General features: G+C 62.7%; 14 protein-coding genes and 1 pseudogene. 6 read left to right on the top strand and 9 right to left on the bottom strand.

The window, feature by feature from the left end; translation table 11 throughout:
* The 4 genes and pseudogenes from QZ213_RS11410 to QZ213_RS11395 form a co-directional block, all read right to left on the bottom strand.
* Window positions 1-125: pseudogene (locus QZ213_RS11410) on the bottom strand (metal-dependent hydrolase); the annotation flags it as partial.
* 237 nt (window positions 126-362) lie between these two features.
* Window positions 363-1712, bottom strand: a complete 1350-nt coding sequence (gene phaZ / locus QZ213_RS11405) for a polyhydroxyalkanoate depolymerase (RefSeq protein ID WP_291686173.1) — start codon at window positions 1710-1712, stop codon at window positions 363-365.
* Window positions 1713-1846: 134 nt separating this feature from the next.
* Window positions 1847-2665 carry an ABC transporter permease gene (locus QZ213_RS11400; RefSeq protein ID WP_291686172.1) on the bottom strand — a complete coding sequence of 273 codons (819 nt, stop codon included), beginning with the start codon at window positions 2663-2665 and terminating at the stop codon, window positions 1847-1849.
* Window positions 2662-3453 (bottom strand): ABC transporter ATP-binding protein, encoded by a 792-nt coding sequence (locus QZ213_RS11395; protein WP_291686171.1) that lies wholly within the window; start codon window positions 3451-3453, stop codon window positions 2662-2664. The genes QZ213_RS11400 and QZ213_RS11395 overlap by 4 nt, the downstream gene beginning before the upstream one ends.
* 169 nt (window positions 3454-3622) lie before the next feature.
* Between QZ213_RS11395 and QZ213_RS11390 the strand changes: the two genes are divergently transcribed.
* From QZ213_RS11390 to QZ213_RS11380, 3 genes are all read left to right on the top strand, one after another.
* Window positions 3623-4948: an ActS/PrrB/RegB family redox-sensitive histidine kinase gene (locus QZ213_RS11390; protein WP_291686170.1), complete on the top strand. Its 1326-nt coding sequence runs from the start codon at window positions 3623-3625 to the stop codon at window positions 4946-4948.
* 104 nt (window positions 4949-5052) lie between these two features.
* Entirely contained in the window at window positions 5053-5607 is a 555-nt protein-coding gene (locus QZ213_RS11385; protein ID WP_291686169.1) for an ActR/PrrA/RegA family redox response regulator transcription factor, read from the top strand.
* 244 nt (window positions 5608-5851) lie between these two features.
* Window positions 5852-6898: a methyl-accepting chemotaxis protein gene (locus tag QZ213_RS11380; RefSeq protein ID WP_291686174.1), complete on the top strand. Its 1047-nt coding sequence runs from the start codon at window positions 5852-5854 to the stop codon at window positions 6896-6898.
* 56 nt (window positions 6899-6954) lie between these two features.
* Here QZ213_RS11380 and QZ213_RS11375 read toward each other — a convergent pair whose 3' ends face one another.
* A complete protein-coding gene (locus tag QZ213_RS11375) occupies window positions 6955-7440 on the bottom strand; it encodes an MmcB family DNA repair protein (protein WP_291686168.1) in 486 nt (161 codons plus the stop codon).
* Between the two features lie 129 nt (window positions 7441-7569).
* Between QZ213_RS11375 and QZ213_RS11370 the strand changes: the two genes are divergently transcribed.
* The gene (locus QZ213_RS11370) at window positions 7570-9270 is read left to right on the top strand and encodes an alpha-amylase family protein (RefSeq protein WP_291686167.1); all 1701 of its coding nucleotides are present in this window, start codon (window positions 7570-7572) and stop codon (window positions 9268-9270) included.
* Here QZ213_RS11370 and QZ213_RS11365 read toward each other — a convergent pair.
* Complete coding sequence (locus QZ213_RS11365) at window positions 9258-10871, bottom strand: alpha-amylase family glycosyl hydrolase (RefSeq protein ID WP_291686166.1); 1614 nt, start codon at window positions 10869-10871, stop codon at window positions 9258-9260. The two genes, QZ213_RS11370 and QZ213_RS11365, sit on opposite strands and share 13 nt — an antisense overlap.
* Window positions 10872-11094: 223 nt before the next feature.
* On the opposite strand from QZ213_RS11365, the gene QZ213_RS11360 reads away from it, so the two are divergent.
* Window positions 11095-11763 carry an MBL fold metallo-hydrolase gene (locus QZ213_RS11360; RefSeq protein ID WP_291686165.1) on the top strand — a complete coding sequence of 223 codons (669 nt, stop codon included), beginning with the start codon at window positions 11095-11097 and terminating at the stop codon, window positions 11761-11763.
* Window positions 11764-11791: 28 nt separating this feature from the next.
* Here QZ213_RS11360 and QZ213_RS11355 read toward each other — a convergent pair whose 3' ends face one another.
* Window positions 11792-12169, bottom strand: a complete 378-nt coding sequence (locus QZ213_RS11355; RefSeq protein ID WP_291686164.1) for a helix-turn-helix domain-containing protein — start codon at window positions 12167-12169, stop codon at window positions 11792-11794.
* 140 nt (window positions 12170-12309) lie between these two features.
* Here QZ213_RS11355 and QZ213_RS11350 point away from each other — a divergent pair, with 140 nt between their 5' ends.
* Entirely contained in the window at window positions 12310-12618 is a 309-nt protein-coding gene (locus tag QZ213_RS11350; RefSeq protein WP_291686163.1) for a hypothetical protein, read from the top strand.
* A 7-nt stretch (window positions 12619-12625) separates the two neighbouring features.
* Here the strand turns inward: QZ213_RS11350 and QZ213_RS11345 are convergent, their stop codons facing one another.
* A complete protein-coding gene (locus tag QZ213_RS11345; RefSeq protein ID WP_291686162.1) occupies window positions 12626-15115 on the bottom strand; it encodes a hybrid sensor histidine kinase/response regulator in 2490 nt (829 codons plus the stop codon).
* A gap of 200 nt (window positions 15116-15315) precedes the next feature.
* Window positions 15316-16575: a PHB depolymerase family esterase gene (locus tag QZ213_RS11340; RefSeq protein ID WP_291686161.1), complete on the bottom strand. Its 1260-nt coding sequence runs from the start codon at window positions 16573-16575 to the stop codon at window positions 15316-15318.
* Window positions 16576-16634 lie beyond the last annotated feature (59 nt).

Below are 16634 nucleotides of genomic sequence, written 5' to 3'. Positions count from 1 at the left end.
GGTTCGTAAGGCCGCCGATAAAGGAGGGCGCGAGTGGCCATGTCTGCGATTCCGGGGATCAGGAGTTCGCCCGGATTCTGCCATATCCGCCGCCAGTGAAATCGCTCGGCGCAAAAACAAATCATTTGCCCAATATACAGGGGCTGACCGGCTAATTGGCCCTATAGGATGGGCCTGGAACAATTAATTTCGGCTAAAAAGGTACCCTAACAGCCCCCTTAAGGAATGAGGTCATACTCACTCCTTCGGAGGGCCGGGAATCGGGGCTTGCGCGGGCCGATCAGGGGGTTAGCGCCCCGTCCATTCGGCCCCGAATCTCGGCTTCAAGTGAAGATTCCGCGAAAGAACGCTCCAATCGACGCTTATTCCGCCGCAGAGATCGATGGCTTCTTCACAGAAACCAATGAGGGCTTCACATTCGCCGCCGACATCATGAAATCGCAGATACGCGGCACGATTTCCGATTTGAAACGGGAGCCGTTGAAGACGCCGTAATGGCCCACGCCCTTCTGCACGTAATGCACCCGGCGATGGTTGGGGATCGAACTGCACAGTTCGTGCGTCGCTTCGGTCTGCCCAAGCCCGGAAATGTCGTCGTTCTCGCCTTCCACCGTCATCAGCGCCACGCGCGTGACCTTCGACGGGTCGACCAGCTTGCCGCGATGGGTCATCTCGCCCTTCGGCAGCGCATGCTTGACGAACACGGTGTCGACCGTCTGGAGGTAATACTCCGCCGTCAGGTCCATGACCGCGAGATATTCGTCATAGAAATCGCGGTGCTTGTCGACCAGGTCGCCGTCACCCTTTACCAGATTGCTGAATAGCGCCTTGTGGGCGTCCCTATGGCGATCGAAGTTCATGCTGATGAAGCCGCTGAGCTGCAGAAAGCCCGGATAGACGTCGCGCATGACGCCCGGATGCGGAAACGGCACCTTGGTGATGACGTGAGCGCGAAACCAGTCGATGCCGCGTTCGGCGGCGAGATTGTTGACGGCCGTCGGGTTGCGGCGGGTATCGATCGGACCGCCCATCAGCGTCATCGACAGCGGAACGAAGGGATCGCGCTCGGCTTCCATGACCGAAACAGCCGCCACCACCGGCACCGAGGGCTGGCATACGGCGATCACATGCATGTTGCCGCCGAGCGCGTGCAGCATCTCGATGAGGTAATCGACATAGTCGTCGAGATCGAAGCGGCCCTCGGTCAGCGGGACCATCCGGGCATCGGCCCAGTCGGTGATATAGACCTCATGGGTCGGCAGGAAGGCTTCGACGGTGCCGCGCAACAGCGTCGCGTAATGGCCGGACATCGGCGCCACGATCAGTACCCGTGGCTGGGGGCTGCGAGGCGGCCGCGTCAGCTTGCGATCGAAGTACAGCAGCCGGCAGAACGGCTTTTCCCAGACGACGCGGATATCGATCGGCGTGCGCACGCCGTTGACTTCGGTATCGTTGAGACCCCATTCGGGCTTGCCGTAGCGGCGGGTGGTGCGCTCGAACAATTCGCAGCCGGCGGCGATGGATTTGCCGAATTCGGTTTGCGACCACGGATTGAGCGGATTCTGAAACAGAATCTTGGTCGCGTCGGTCACGGCTCGCGCCGGATTGAGCGACGCGTGCGCCATTTCGTACATCCAGTACATCGGCGTGGTAAGCGCCGGACTGCCTTCGGCCACCAGGGGCGGTGCGCCGCCGAACTCACCAATTGGCATGTATTCCTCGCCTGTCTTGCAACGCAGCATAGTGCCGAATGCGTAATAAAGGGTCAATGGAGAGATCGGTATATCTACGCGCAGTACAAGCGGAATATCTTCAATTCCACGGGATTTTCCGTGGGATTACGGGTTTATTCACCACCCTGGAGCAGCGAGCCGTTGCGGCGGGCGCTGCGCAAGAGGGCAAGGAATGCCACAAATGACGCCAGCAGCAGCACCAGGTTGATGGCCAGCGCCGCGACCATCAGGTCGGCCCGGAACACATGGTCGATCAAAAGCGCCCGCATGCCCTCGAACACATAGGTCGGCGGCAGCGTCCAGGCGACGTATTGCAGCCAGTGCGGCAGCACCGTCACCGGATAATAGATGCAGGCCAGCGGCATCAGCGCGAACATCAGCGTCCAGACGATGCTTTCGGCGCCGAGCCCGTTGCGCAGCACCAGCCCGGAGACGAAGATGCCGACCGACCAGCTGGTGAAGATCAGGTTGCAGAAGAAGGCGATCAGCGGCAGCCCGATGCCGTAGAAATTGAAGCGGAACAGAAACAGCGCCAGCAGCGTCATCGGGATCACGCCGATCGCGAGCCGGATCAGGCTCATCACCATCAGCGAGATCAGAAACTCGATCGGCTTTAACGGGCTCATCAAGAGATTGCCGAGATTGCGCGCCCACATTTCCTCCAGGAACGAGATCGAGAACCCGAGCTGGCCGCGAAACAGGATGTCCCACAGAATCACCGCGCCGATCAGGGTGCCGCCGGCGCGCGCGAAAAACCCGGCATTTTGCGCGATGTAGGTCTGCAGAAAGCCCCAGGTGATGATCTGCAGCGCCGGCCAATACAGCAGTTCCAAAAGCCGCGGCCACGACGAGAGCAACAGATACCAGTAGCGCAGGATCATCGCATGGATGCGATGCGGCGCGATATCCAGATGGATGGCAAGCCGGTTCACGGCGTGGTCTCCTGCGCCCGGCCGCGCGCGACGTCGAGAAACACCTCCTCCAGCGTCGCGCGGTTGTAGCGGGCCATGATCTCGTTCGGGCTGTCGTCGTCCTCGATGCGGCCGCGCTTCATGATGATGACGCGGTCGCACAGCCGCTCCACTTCGAGCATGTTGTGCGACGCCAACAGGATGGTCGCCCCCCGGGTCTTGCGGTAGGTCAGCAGGTGCTGGCGGATCCAGTCGGCGGTATCGGGATCGAGCGACGCCGTCGGCTCGTCCAGCAGCAACAGCTCGGGCCGGTTGATCAGCGCCTTCGCCAGCGCGACACGGGTCTTCTGCCCGGCGGAGAGTTTTCCGTTGGCGCGGTCGAGGAATTCGCCGAGATCGAGATCGGCGGCAAGCTGCTCGATGCGATCGCGCAAGTTTGGTACCGCATAAAGCCGGCCGAAGATCGTCAGGTTCTGCCGTACCGTGAGCCGCATCGGCATGTCGACATAGGGACTTTCGAAATTCATCCTGCCCAGCACCTCGGCGCTCTGTTCGGGCATCGAACAGCCCAGCACCCGGATGCTGCCGGAGGTCGGCAGCACCAGCCCCATGATCATGGCGATGGTCGTGGTCTTGCCGGCGCCGTTGCCGCCGAGCAGTCCGGTCACGCTGCCGCGCGCGATGCGGAACGAGACGTCGTCGACCGCGCGGGTGGTCTTGTAGACTTTGACGAGGTGCGCGACCTCGATCGCCGCCGGCATGATCGGATCGGCGTCGGGCGAAGGCAACGAGGCTGCGCCGTCATTCATCACGCGGGCCGTTCCCTTGGAGGTCCCTTGGCGGTCCCTTGACCGCTGCTCTGACCGCTACTCTGACCGCTGCTTGGGCCATCGCGACGGCAAGCGCAAGGCATTGGACCATGCCCCGACAGCGCCTGGCAAATTTGTGGTCCGGCCCCCGCGCGGCTAGAGTTCCGGCATGACCGAAATCGCCGCCTCCGATTTTCGCCATCCGCGCCGCTATGTCCGTCTGGACACCATCCTGCGGCTGCGCTGGCTCGCCGTGCTCGGGCAACTCGTCGCGATCTTCATCGTGGTGCAAGGGCTCGAATTCGACGTCGAGGTCATCCCCTGCGTCATCATTGTCGGCCTGTCCGCCCTGCTCAACCTCGTGCTGCAGACCGCGTTCAACCCGATGCAGCGGCTGGAGCCGGTCTACGCGGCGGCGCTGCTGGCATTGAACATCGTCGAACTGGCGGGCCTGCTGTTCTTCACCGGCGGCCTGCAGAATCCGTTTTCATTCATGTTTCTCGCCCCGGTTCTGATCTCGGCAACGGCGCTGCCGGTGCGGCTGACGATTGCACTCGGGCTGCTGGCGGTGGCCTGCGCCTCGGTACTGGTGTTCTTCCATCTGCCGCTGCCCTGGGACAGCGACGATCCGCTGGTGCTGCCGCCGATCTATTTGTTCGGCGTCTGGCTCTCGATCGTACTCGCGATCGGGGTCACCAGTCTTTATGCGTTCCAGGTTACCGAAGAGGCCCGCAAGTTGTCGGACGCGCTGGCGGCGACTGAACTGGTGCTGACCCGCGAACAGCATCTTACGCAACTGGACGGCTTGGCCGCCGCGGCGGCGCATGAACTCGGCACGCCGCTGTCGACGATCTTCCTGATTTCGCGCGAATTGGAGAAGAGCCTGCAGGATAACAGCCAGTTCGCGGGCGATATCAGGACCTTGCGCGAACAGGCACAGCGCTGCCGCGATATCCTGGCCAAGATCACGCAATTGTCCGCAACCGGCGCGCCGTTCGATCGCATGCCGTTATCGACACTGATCGAGGAGATCGTGGCGCCGCATCGTGATTTCGGGGTCGCGATCAAGGTGCGAATCGCGGTTGCGGGCACGAGCGAGCCGGTCGGCACCCGCAATCCGGCTATCCTCTATGGTGTCGGCAACATCCTGGAGAACGCGGTCGATTTCGCGCGAACGACGGTGGAGGTCAACGCATGGTGGAACAGCGATACCGTCGAGATCGTCATTTCCGACGATGGAGCGGGCTTCGCGCCCGACATCATCAAGCGGATCGGCGAACCCTATCTGTCGCGGCGCCGCAGCCCGGAAGACGCCCAAAGCGGGCACCGCGGCCTTGGCCTCGGGGTGTTTATTGCCCGCACGCTATTGGAGCGCACCGGCGCCAACGTTTCCTTTACCAACCGGATCTTTCCGGACCACGGCGCCGTGGTCCAGATCGCCTGGCCGCGCCAGCGCTTCGAGGCCGAGGAAACCCCAGCCGAACCAGCATCTTAGTGAGGTCACGGGCCTGCGTCGGAGCGATCGACTTTGTACGGCCTTGGCAGCGACGCGCTGGAACGCCATATGATGTGACATCCAAGCCTTGGGGATAACCAATCGTGAATGCCATCGCCGAACTGACCGGCCACGCTGACCGCTCGCTCCTGATCGTGGAGGACGACAAGCCGTTCCTGGAGCGTCTTTCCCGCGCCATGGAAACCCGGGGCTTCACCGTGACGTCCTGCGACAGCGTCAGCGATGGATTGGCGCAGATCGGCAAGGCCGCACCGGCTTTCGCCGTTGTGGACCTGCGGCTCGGCGACGGCAACGGCCTTGACGTGGTATCGGCGCTGAAGCGCAAGCGCCCGGACGCACGCGCCATCGTGCTGACCGGCTACGGCAACATCGCCACCGCCGTGACCGCCGTGAAGATGGGCGCGGTGGACTATCTTTCGAAACCCGCGGATGCCGACGACGTCGTCGCCGCGCTGCTTGCCAGCGGCACCGAGAAATCCGAACCGCCGAGCAATCCGATGTCGGCGGATCGCGTGCGCTGGGAACACATCCAGCGCATCTACGAGATGTGCAACCGTAACGTCTCGGAGACCGCGCGGCGGCTGAACATGCATCGCCGCACCCTGCAGCGCATTTTGGCCAAGCGCGCACCGCGATAGCTCTCAAGCCGAGCGAGTAACCCCAGACCGCGTTGTCTGCTTCACATGCAGGCAGATTGCCGCATCTTTGATCAGTGCATCCGCAATTTTACGCACTTCAGGGCACGCGGCACTAGGGGTGCATTAAGCAAGCTGCAGCAAATCTCATGCTAATACCGGCGCGTCCGGCGCAATCAACTGGACGACCGAAGCAGCCTGGGGAAAGAGGCCAATGGTCGCTGCCATCAACCGTACCAGCAACGCGATGGCCGCCTCGTCGGAACCCGCTGCGGGCGAAGACGAGTCGGATATTTCCACGCTGATTGCGCGACTGACCGCCGAGGTCGACCAGATTGCCTGCGAAAAGGCCAGGTCGATTCAGCAGATCACCAACCAGATGAAAATGCTGGCGCTGAACGCGCTGATCGAGAGTTCGCGCGCCGGCGTGCTCGGCGCGGGTTTTGGCGTGGTGGCGCAGGAAGTCCGCAGCGTCGGCCAGAAGGTGGAGACAATCTCGCGCGAGCTGGAAACCCAGCTCACCAAGCGGACCGCGAACCTGATGCAGTCGATCGCTGAGATGACCGAGCGTTCGCGCGGCGAACGCATGGTCGATCTCGCGCTGAACGCGATCGAGCTGATCGATCGCAACCTGTATGAGCGCACCTGCGACGTGCGCTGGTGGGCCACCGATTCCGCGGTGGTGGATTGCGCCGCCGATCCGAGCGCCGCGAATGTTTCCTACGTCGCCGAACGCCTTGCGGTGATCCTGCGCGCCTATACCGTCTATCTCGATCTGTGGCTATGCGACCTCGAGGGCAAGGTGCTGGCGAGCGCCCGGTCGGACCGCTACGGCGTCAAGGGGGCAAACGTCAGCCAGACGCGCTGGTTCCAGGACGCGCTCAAGCTGCGGTCCGGCGACGATTACGTCGCCGACGATGTCGAGCGTCAGCCGCTGCTGGGCGATGCCCCGATCGCGACCTATTGCGCCAGCGTGCGCGAAGGCGGCCATGCCAACGGCAAGCCGCTTGGCGTGCTCGCCATCCACTTCGATTGGGAGACGCAGGCCCGCGCCATCGTCCAGGGCGTCCGCGTCGACGACGACAAGGCCCGCGTGCTGCTGGTGGATTCCAGGTTCCGCGTGATCGCCTCGTCCGACGGTCAGGGCCTGCTCACCGAGCGCATGCCGCTGACGGTGAAAGGCAGCACGAGCGGCGTCTACAAGGACCGCAGCGGCCCGCAGGTGGCGTTTCACCTCACCCCCGGCTACGAAACGTATAAGGGCCTCGGCTGGTTCGGGGTGATCGTCCGCTAGAGCTTTCTTGACGCGTCTTCTTCACGCGAACCGGTACCCACTTCGCTGAAAGCGCTCTAAAACTCCGCGTGGCCCTGCGGATCGACCAGGCGGTTGAAGCGCTGCGCCGCGGCAAGCCCGAACCGCACCGTCATCAGCTTGCGGGTCGGCGCCGGCAGCCGATGCTCCGGCGCCTCGCAGTGCATATGCGCGCCATAGGCGTCGGCCACGATCAGGCCGGTATCCTGCGGAAAGATCTCGCAGGGCAGATCCTGGGTGAAGGCGAAGAACAGCCGGTCGCAATGCATCCGGTAGTCCTGCCATTTCTGGTCGGCGCGCAAATCCTCGATCGAGGATTTGATTTCCACGATCCAGATTTCGCCGCGCTCGTTCAGCGCCACCAGATCGGCGCGGCGGCCCGAGGGCAGCGGCAATTCGCTGATGCAGGAAAAACCCAGCGACCGTAACAGCCGCGCCGTGCCCCGCGCGATCGCCAGCGCCGTCTCCGACTGACGGCGGTCGGGCGGGGGCACGAGGCTGATCTGGCGGACGGGCGATTCCATCGCCGCACTCTAACCCATTCCGGTTTCGTTCTCCACCGCGGCCGGCGATGGGAAGTTGGATGCAACGGGAACCCGAGCGACGGCAGCCACTTGATACCGGTGACCAACGACTGGGGACAGGCTCAGCGAATGATCGACGACCTCTGGTACAAGAACGGCGTGTTCTATTGTCTTTCCGTCGGCACCTATATGGACGCCAACGGCGACGGGATCGGCGATTTCAAGGGCCTGCTGCGCCGGCTGGATTATCTGCAGGGCCTTGGCATCACCACGATCTGGCTGATGCCGTTCCAGCCCTCGCCCGGCAAGGACGACGGTTACGATATATCGGACTATTACGGCGTCGATCCCCGCTACGGCACGCTCGGCGACTTCGTCGAATTCACCCATGGCTGCCGGCAGCGGGGCCTCCGCGTCATCATCGATCTCGTCGTCAACCACACGTCCGATCAGCACGCCTGGTTTCGGCAGGCCAGAGCCTCGAAGGACTCAGCCTACCGCGACTGGTACGTCTGGGCCGACAAGAAGCCGGCCAACGCCGGCAAGGGCATGGTGTTTCCCGGCGTGCAGAAATCGACCTGGACGCGCGATAAGGAGGCCGGAGCCTGGTACTTTCACCGCTTCTACGATTTCCAGCCCGACCTCAACACGTCGAACCCGCACGTGCAGGCGGAAATTCTCAAGATCATGGGGTTCTGGATTCAGCTCGGCGTTTCCGGTTTCCGCATGGACGCAGTCCCGTTCGTGATCGCCACCAAGGGCGCCAAGGTCCGAACGCCGGTCGAGCAATACGACATGCTGCGCGCGTTCCGCGAGTTTCTGCAATGGCGGGAGGGCGACGCCATCATTCTCGGCGAGGCCAATGTGCTGCCCGAAACCGACATGGAATATTTCGGCGATGACGGCGACCGTATACAGATGATGTTCAACTTCTACGTCAACCAGAATCTGTTCTATGCGCTGGCGTCCGCCGACTCGCGGCCGCTTGCCAAGGCGCTCAATGCCACCAAGCCTCGACCCGCCACCGCGCAATGGGGCCTGTTCCTGCGCAACCACGACGAACTCGATCTCGGCCGATTGACAAAGGCGCAGCGCGATCTGGTGTTCGCAAAATTTGGTCCCGACAAGGACATGCAGCTTTACGACCGCGGAATCCGTCGCCGCCTCTCGCCGATGCTGGGCGGCGACCGGCGCCGCCTCGAACTCGCCTACAGCCTGATGTGCACGCTGCCGGGAACCCCCGTGATCCGCTATGGCGACGAAATCGGGATGGGCGACAATCTGGCACTGCCCGAGCGCAATTGCGCCCGCACGCCGATGCAATGGTCGACCGAGCCGAATGCCGGTTTCACCCAGAGCAACAAACCGTGCTCGCCCGTGATCAATCAGGGCCCGTACGGCTTCGAGCACGTCAACGTCGCCAAACAGCGCCGCGATCCCAATTCGATGCTGAACTGGACCGAGCGCATCATCCGGATGCGCAAGGAAGTTCCGGAGATCGGCTGGGGCGATTTCAAGGTGATAGCCACGCGCGACCCGGCGGTGCTGGTCATCCGTTACGACTGGCGCAACAATTCGGTGTTGTTCGTGCACAATCTCGATGAGAAGCCGCGCGAGGTTTCGTTTGCGGTTGGCCTGCCCGGAGACGGCGGCCAGCTTCTGGTCAATTTGCTGGCGGAAGACCACAGCCACGCCAATGAGCGCGGCCGGCACCGGCTGCTGCTCGAAGCCTATGGCTACCGCTGGTATCGCGTCGGCGGCCTCGACTATCTGCTCAAGCGCAGCGACATTGACATCGACGCCGCCGGCAAGGCCGGTCATCCCGCGTGATCTATCGGCGTAGCACCGATGATCACGCCTTCATTGCCGCGCAGATCGAGCGCGCCTTCAACCTTCTCGCCTTCCCTGTCCAAGAAAGTTGAAAGCAAAATTTTCCCGGCGAGCCCCGCGGCATCCGATGCGATCGAAACCGGCTGATCTCCAAGGTTCAGCGCGATCACGACCGCATCGCCCCCGCCTTCCCGCCGGTAGAGCAACAGGTCGCCCTCTGCTGCGATCGGCACGTAATCGCCGGATCGAAGTTGCGGCAATTCCTTTCGCAAAGCGATCAGCGCCTGATAGAGGCTGAGAATCGACCGCGCGTCCGCCGCGAGGTTGACCACGTTCTCGCGGACGAAATCATCCGGCAGCGGCAGCCATGGCCTCGAGGCCGAGAAGCCGGCGTGAGCCGTCGCATCCCATTGCATCGGCGTGCGGCAGCCGTCCCGGCCGACCCCGATCCCCGGCACGTTCTTCTCGAAGGGATCGCGGACCTGCTCGGGCGCGATCGCGACCTGGTGCATGCCGATTTCGTCGCCGTAATACAGCGTCGGCGTTCCCCGTAAGGTCAGCAGCAGCATCGCGGCGACGCGCGCCTGGTCCTGTCCGACCCGGCTCGCCACCCGCGGCCGGTCGTGATTGCCCAGCACCCAGTTCGGCCACGCACCCGGAGGGAGCGCCGCTTCATAATCGGCAATGATCTTCTCGATCGACCTTGCACTCCACAGCGTCGAGAGCAGCGCGAAATTGAACGGCATCTGCGCGCCGGTAAGGTCGTTGCCGTAATAGGCGACCAGCCGGTGCAGCGGCAGATAGATCTCACCGATCAGCACGCGATCGTCGAATTCGTCGATCACGCGCCGCATCTGCGCGATCACCTCATGCACTTCGGGCTGATCGGTGGAATATCGCGTCAGAATGCTTTCGTGCGGCGGCCGCCCCTCGCGGAAATGTGGATTGGGCGGATTGTCGCGGAATTCCGCATCCTTGATCAAATGCCAGATCACGTCGACCCGGAAGCCGTCGACCCCTTTGCGAAGCCAAAAACGCATGACGTCATAGATCGCCTGCCGCACCTCCGGGTTGCGCCAGTTCAGGTCCGGCTGCTGGGCAAGGAAGGCGTGATAATAATATTGCCCGGTGGCGGCGTCGTATTCCCAGGCGCTGCCGCCGAATTCCGACAGCCAGTTGTTCGGCGGGCCGTCTGCCTTTCCGTCACGCCAGATGTACCAGTCGCGCCTTGGATTATCGCGCGAACTTCGGCCTTCGATGAACCAGGGATGCTGGTCGGAGGTATGGTTGGGCACGAGATCGAGGATGACTTTGAGCCCGCTCGCGTGCGCGGCGCTGATGAGCGCGTCGAAGTCGGCCATGCTGCCGAACAGCGGATCGATGCCGGTATAGTCCGCGATATCGTAACCGAAATCGGCCATCGGCGAGGGAAAGATCGGCGACAGCCAGATCGCATCAATGCGAAGCGCCTGCAAATAGGGCAGCCGGTCGATGATCCCTTTGATGTCGCCGACCCCGTCCCCATCGGTATCCTGAAACGACCGCGGGTAGATTTGATAGAACACACCGTGCCGCCACCAGATTTCGTTGCTTTGTTTCATCTCAGGGTCATTTCTCATGCCGTATCGCGCAGGGTAACGCCGCACCCGGAAACCGGTTCAAGCCCATGAAATATCATCGGCACCCCGCATGACAACGACGATGCCGCTATGACGGGAGACGGCGGGGAACGGCAGTCTATATAGCTGTCGCGGCAAGTCAGGCCGGCCGAAATTGCCGAAATCTTTTACTTGGCACCTACCAAAAAATCGGCATTGTGCTGGCATGACCCAGGAAACCGAGACCAAGGCGAAGGCCGGCGCCGCCATTATTCCGGTGACCCTGTTCGAGCAGAATTGCACGCTGATATGGTGCGAAGCCACCAAAAAGGCTGTTGTGATCGACCCCGGCGGCGAAGTGCCGAAAATTCTGGAAGCGATCAAGCAAACCAAGGTCGACGTGGGGAAGATCTGGCTGACCCACGGCCATATCGACCACGTCGGCGGCGCCGCCGAACTGCGCGACGCGCTGAAGGTGCCGATCGAAGGCCCGCACATCGCCGACAAGTTCCTGCTCGACAATGTGGTGTCGAGCGGCGCCCGGTTCGGCATGACCGGGGTGCGCGATTTCGCGCCGGACCGCTGGCTGGATGAAGGCGACCAGGTCTCGATCGGCGAACTGAGCTTCGACATTCTGCACTGCCCCGGCCATTCGCCGGGTAGCGTGGTGTTCTTCAACAAGGAAATGCGATTCGCGCATGTCGGCGACGTCTTGTTCAGCGGTTCGGTCGGGCGCAGCGACATTCCCGGCGGCAATCACGCGACGCTAATCAAGTCAATCGTCGACAAGCTGCTGCCGCTCGGCGATGATGTCGGCTTCATCTGCGGCCACGGCCCGGGATCGAGCATCGGCCAGGAGCGGATGACCAACCCGTTCCTCACCGGCGCGATGTAAGGCACCGGCATTAAGGCGGGAAGATCGACTATTCGGCCGCGACCATCTCGGCCGTGTCGGCCTGCGCGAGATGGCGCGCCCCCCAGTTGCGGATGGCGGCGATCACGGGGACAAAACTCTTGCCCTTGCGGGTCAGGCGATATTCCACCTTGGGCGGCACGACGCCGTAATCCCGGCGATCGATCAGGCCGCTTTCGGTGAGCGCCTTCAATTCGCGGGAGAGCACGCGCGGCGCAATCGCTGCGCTACCGCTTGCGCCGCGCAGCAGGCCGCTGCGGATTTCGCCATAACGCTTCGGGCCATCCTGCAGATCCCAGACGATCCGCAGCTTGTACTTGCCGCTGATCATCTTCTGGAACGCCGCCACCGGGCATCCGCAAGCCGGTGCTGATTTTGCGTTCGCCATCGCATCACCTCCAACGGACCGTTACTCGACCGCGGCAAGATGACGAGCAGGTACGAGAAAGTCCATAGTATCATTTTTGTCCATACTTGCGTCATCGGTCCTGACGGCGCCAGATTGGGATCTGCAACGGGAAGCGACCGATGAAACACTTCATGATCAAATATCAGTTCGCCAACGGCACGCCGGACGAATGGCACCGGGAGATTGCCACCTTTATCGCCGCGCTCAACGGCGATCCCGAACTCAAGGGAAAGATCAGCTACCGCGTCATGAAGAACCGCGACGATTCCAGCTATTTCCATCTCGCCGCGGCGGCCGACGAGCAGGCCGTCAAGACGCTGCAATCGCGGGATTTCTTCAAGCACTATACGGAAAAGACACGGCGGGTCGCCGGCGGCGAAGTCACGGTCACGCCGATCGAGCTGATCGGGGAGACCGCGTTGCCGTGATGGCGCCCTAACCCGAAATCATCGCGCGGACGCGCTGGGCGAGATGGTCGAGATCGAACGGCTTGGTTATCATTTCCATGCCCGGCTGCAAAAAGCCGTCTGCCATCGCCACGCTCTCGGCATAGCCGGTGATGAAAAGGATATTGAGGTCGGGCCTGCTCTCGCGCGCCTGGTCGGCGACCTGACGGCCGTTCATACCGGGCAATCCGACGTCGGTGACCAGGAGATCGATGCGCTCGCCCGAGCGCAGGATTTTCAACCCCGACGGTCCGTCGACCGCCTCCAGCGTCCGGTAGCCCTGCTCGGCGAGCATTTCCACGATGACGCCGCGCACCACCGGCTCATCCTCGATCACCAGCACGGTTTCACCGGTCGCGGCGTGTTCGGCCATTCTGGCGGCCGAGGCCTGCGAAGCGGCGACGTCGCCGTGATGCCGGGGCAGATAGAGCCTGACCGTCGTCCCCTGCCCGATCTTGCTGTCGATGGTGACGTGACCGTTCGACTGCCGGGCGAATCCATAGATCATGGAAAGCCCGAGCCCGGTGCCCTGCCCGATCGGCTTGGTGGTGAAGAACGGATCGAAGGCACGCGCCGCCACCTCCGCGCTCATGCCGACGCCAGTGTCGGTGACGGTGATGCAGACATAATCGCCCGGCGACAGCGCGGGCGTCTCTGCGGTCACGCTGTCGACCCGCGCGTTGGAGGTGGCGATGGCGAGCCTGCCGCCATCCGGCATGGCGTCGCGGGCATTGATGGCGAGATTGAGCAGCGCGCTTTCCAGCTGATTGGGATCGCACAACGTGCTCCATAGATCGTTTGCCGCGACAATCTGGAGATCGATGGTCTCGCCGATGGTCCGGCGCAGCAGATCCTCCAGCGACACCACGAGCTGATTGACATCGACGCTCTTCGGGATCAGCGGCTGCCGCCGGGCAAACGCCAGCAGGCGGTGGGTGAGCGCCGCGGCGCGGTTCGCCGACGTCATCGCCGCATTGATGTAGCGCCCAACATTGTCGGTGCGCCCCTGGTTGAGCCGAGTCTGCAGCAGATCCAGCGAACCGACGATCCCGGTCAGGAGATTGTTGAAATCGTGGGCGATGCCGCCGGTCAGTTGTCCCACCGCTTCCATCTTCTGCGACTGCAGCAAGGCTTCCTCGGTGGCCCGGAGCCGCTCCGCCGCGGCCTTCTCCGCGGTCACGTCGCGGGCGACCGCATAGCTGCGATCCTTATCCGAGACCCCCGTCCATGACAGCCAGCGATAGGAGCCGTCCTTGTGGCGAAAACGGCTTTCGAACCGCACGGTGGTCTCGCCGGCGCCGAGCTTCCTGACCTGCGCCTGCGTCAGTCCGTTGTCGTCGGGATGCTCCAGCCATTCCGACGTACGATTGAGCAGTTCAGCCTCGCTCCAGCCGAGCGTTCGGGTCCATGCCGGGTTGACGGTTTGCCAAACGCCGTTGCTATCGGCAACCACCAGCAGATCCTGCGACACGTTCCAGATGCGGTCGCGCTCCCGGGTCTTTTCCTCGACGCGTTGCGCCAGCGTCGCGTTCAGCTCGGCGAGCTGGTCGGCAAGCCTGCGGTGTCGCTCCTCGCTTTGCCGAAGCGCTTGCTCCGCCATCACCTGCTCGGTGACATCGGTATGCGCGCCGACCAGACGGACGGCTCTGCCGGTTTCGTCGCGCTCGATGGTCGACTTGACCGAAATCCAGCGCGTCTCGCCGTCGCTGGGGCGGATGATCCGGTATTGCACGGTGTATTCACGATCCTTGGCTGCGATGGCATCGCGGAATTTCTTCTCGGTCGCCTCGCGATCTTCGGGGTGAATACGCCGGACCCAGTCCTCATGGGTCTCGTTGGCCGCATCGGGCGCCAATCCGTGGATCAGCAGATATTCCGGCGACCGGCGATTGCGGAAGCCGCTTCTCAAGTCGACCTCGAGGCCGCCGATCTGGCCGATCTGTTGTACGCGCGCCAGTTCGGCCTCGCGTTCCCGCAATTCGGCGGCGGCCAGATAATCCCTGGTCACGTCGCGGCAAACCACCAGCACACCGCCGACGCGGTCGCCCTCATCGATCGGACTGTAACTATAGGTCCAGTAGACCTGTTCCAGCCTGCCATGACGCGTCACCGGAACGAGCTGGTTTTCATGCCAGGTCGCGCCACCGCCGCTCATCACCTGCTCGATCTGGGGGCCGATAATGGGCCAGATCTCCTCCCAGCATTCCTGCCCGCGCTGACCCAGCGCGCTCGGGTGCCGCTCGGGCCCCATGGTCTGGCGATAGGCGTCGTTATAGAATTGAATGAGTTCGGGGCCCCACCAGATGAACATCGGATGGTTGGTGTTGAGCAGAATGCGCACGGCCGTGCGCAGACTTTGCGGCCAGGTCTCGTATTTTCCCAGCGGCGTTGCCGACCAGTCATGGGCCCGCGTCAACGCGCCCATCTCGCCACCGCCGGCGAGAAAATCCGCAGAAGTCGGCCGGTTGGTTTTCAACATCAGGGAACGATCGATAGCCAAGTTCAGCCCAGTTTGCAGCGGGAACTTAGCCGCCCGTCACAGGCCTAGCAAACCCGCAGTGCCGGCATGCATTACAAAATATCTCATTTGGGATTGGAACAAATCGGCGGTAAAGGCGCGGCACCGCCGTTAACCATCGCGCCGAAGGCTCGCGGCTTGAGGGCGTGCCGCGTGAGGCCTCACTTCATGAGGCCAGCCGCCGTCAACGCCCGCGTGATGACGCTGCCGACGTCGATGCCGCGCCGCCGCGGCTCTTGAGGCGGCTCGGCGGGGCGATGGAGGGTCGTCAGCGGCCACAGCACCTGGGTGAGATCCGGCGCTGAAGCCGGTGCAACCGCCGGAATTGCTTTCGCGGCTTCCCTCGAAGCCTCCACCGTGGCCACCTTCTTTGGGGCTTCGGTAGAAACCGGCTTTTTCGAAGTTGCGGCTGCAGCTACCTTCGACCGACGAACCCATTCGGTCAGGCCGAAGAAATTCGCAATCTGATACGATGACGAGATTCCCGCCTCAATCAGGAACGCACCCTGGGTGCCGTACCGCTTGTCATTGTCACCAATTCCAAGCGGGGTGCCGTGGGCCATATCGGTAATGCTGTAGGATTCAATGATCGTTTCGCCCTCCGCGTTCCACCAGACCTGCCGCGGATAGCCGTTGACGGTGCCTTCCGACATCGGCGCCGAGGGCAATTGATGCACGTCGAGCCACTGCTTGACGATCTCGTTGGCGTTGGCAGGGTTGACGGTGCGATCGGCGCTGCCGTGCCACACCGAGAGCTTTGGCCATGGTCCTTTGTGATCGGAAGCATCGCGCACGAGATCGCCGAGTTCGGACGCCGGGCGCGCTGGAGACTGGAACATTCCGCTCAGCGCTTCCCGCACGTTGCTGGCAACGCCGAACGGCAAGCCCGCGATGACTGCACCCGCCGCGAACACCTCGGGATAGGTCGCAAGCATGACCGAGGTCATGGCACCACCGGCCGAAAGCCCGGTAACGAATACGCGCTCGCGGTCGATCCCGATGTCCTTGACCGCCCGCGTGATCATCTGCCGGATCGAGCAGGCTTCGCCGCTATCGCGTGCGGTGTCTTCCGGATTGAACCAGTTGAAGCATCCGTTGGCATTGTTAAGCGGCTGCTGCTGGGGCATCAGCAGTGCGAAACCATAGTGTTTCGCCAAGGTCGACCAGCCCGCGCCCAGATCGTAACCGGCGGCGGTCTGACCACAACCGTGCAAGACGACGACAAGGCCCGGCGCCGGCTGGAGATTGTCAGGTGCAAACGAAAACATCCGGAGACTACCCGGATTCGACCCGAAGTCCTTGGTTTCAACAATCGGACTGCGCTGACCCGGCTTAAGGGTCCGCCCGAAATCCGCAAAGCCGTTAATGCCGTTCAGCTTCGGCAGACTTCGCAGGTAATCGACATTCTTGGCGAGGGACAACGGCAGCTCCTTGGCGACAGGCTTGTTCTAACCCGACCAAGAACAGATAGTTGCTGCAC

This window comes from Bradyrhizobium sp. (assembly GCF_017881085.1).
Lineage (GTDB): Bacteria > Pseudomonadota > Alphaproteobacteria > Rhizobiales > Xanthobacteraceae > Bradyrhizobium.
The sequence above is the reverse complement of the archived record's forward strand: the minus strand, read 5'-3'. Positions and strand labels throughout refer to the sequence as shown.

Coding starts and splice junctions, on each gene's coding strand:
- QZ213_RS11380 (WP_291686174.1), top strand. CDS start 5,852: ATGGCCGCCTCGTCGGAACCCGCTGCGGGCGAAGACGAGTCGGATATT.
- QZ213_RS11395 (WP_291686171.1), bottom strand. CDS start 3,453: ATGAATGACGGCGCAGCCTCGTTGCCTTCGCCCGACGCCGATCCGATC.
- phaZ (WP_291686173.1), bottom strand. CDS start 1,712: ATGCCAATTGGTGAGTTCGGCGGCGCACCGCCCCTGGTGGCCGAAGGC.
- QZ213_RS11370 (WP_291686167.1), top strand. CDS start 7,570: ATGATCGACGACCTCTGGTACAAGAACGGCGTGTTCTATTGTCTTTCC.
- QZ213_RS11350 (WP_291686163.1), top strand. CDS start 12,310: ATGAAACACTTCATGATCAAATATCAGTTCGCCAACGGCACGCCGGAC.
- QZ213_RS11390 (WP_291686170.1), top strand. CDS start 3,623: ATGACCGAAATCGCCGCCTCCGATTTTCGCCATCCGCGCCGCTATGTC.
- QZ213_RS11360 (WP_291686165.1), top strand. CDS start 11,095: ATGACCCAGGAAACCGAGACCAAGGCGAAGGCCGGCGCCGCCATTATT.
- QZ213_RS11355 (WP_291686164.1), bottom strand. CDS start 12,169: ATGGCGAACGCAAAATCAGCACCGGCTTGCGGATGCCCGGTGGCGGCG.
- QZ213_RS11375 (WP_291686168.1), bottom strand. CDS start 7,440: ATGGAATCGCCCGTCCGCCAGATCAGCCTCGTGCCCCCGCCCGACCGC.
- QZ213_RS11345 (WP_291686162.1), bottom strand. CDS start 15,115: ATGTTGAAAACCAACCGGCCGACTTCTGCGGATTTTCTCGCCGGCGGT.
- QZ213_RS11365 (WP_291686166.1), bottom strand. CDS start 10,871: ATGAAACAAAGCAACGAAATCTGGTGGCGGCACGGTGTGTTCTATCAA.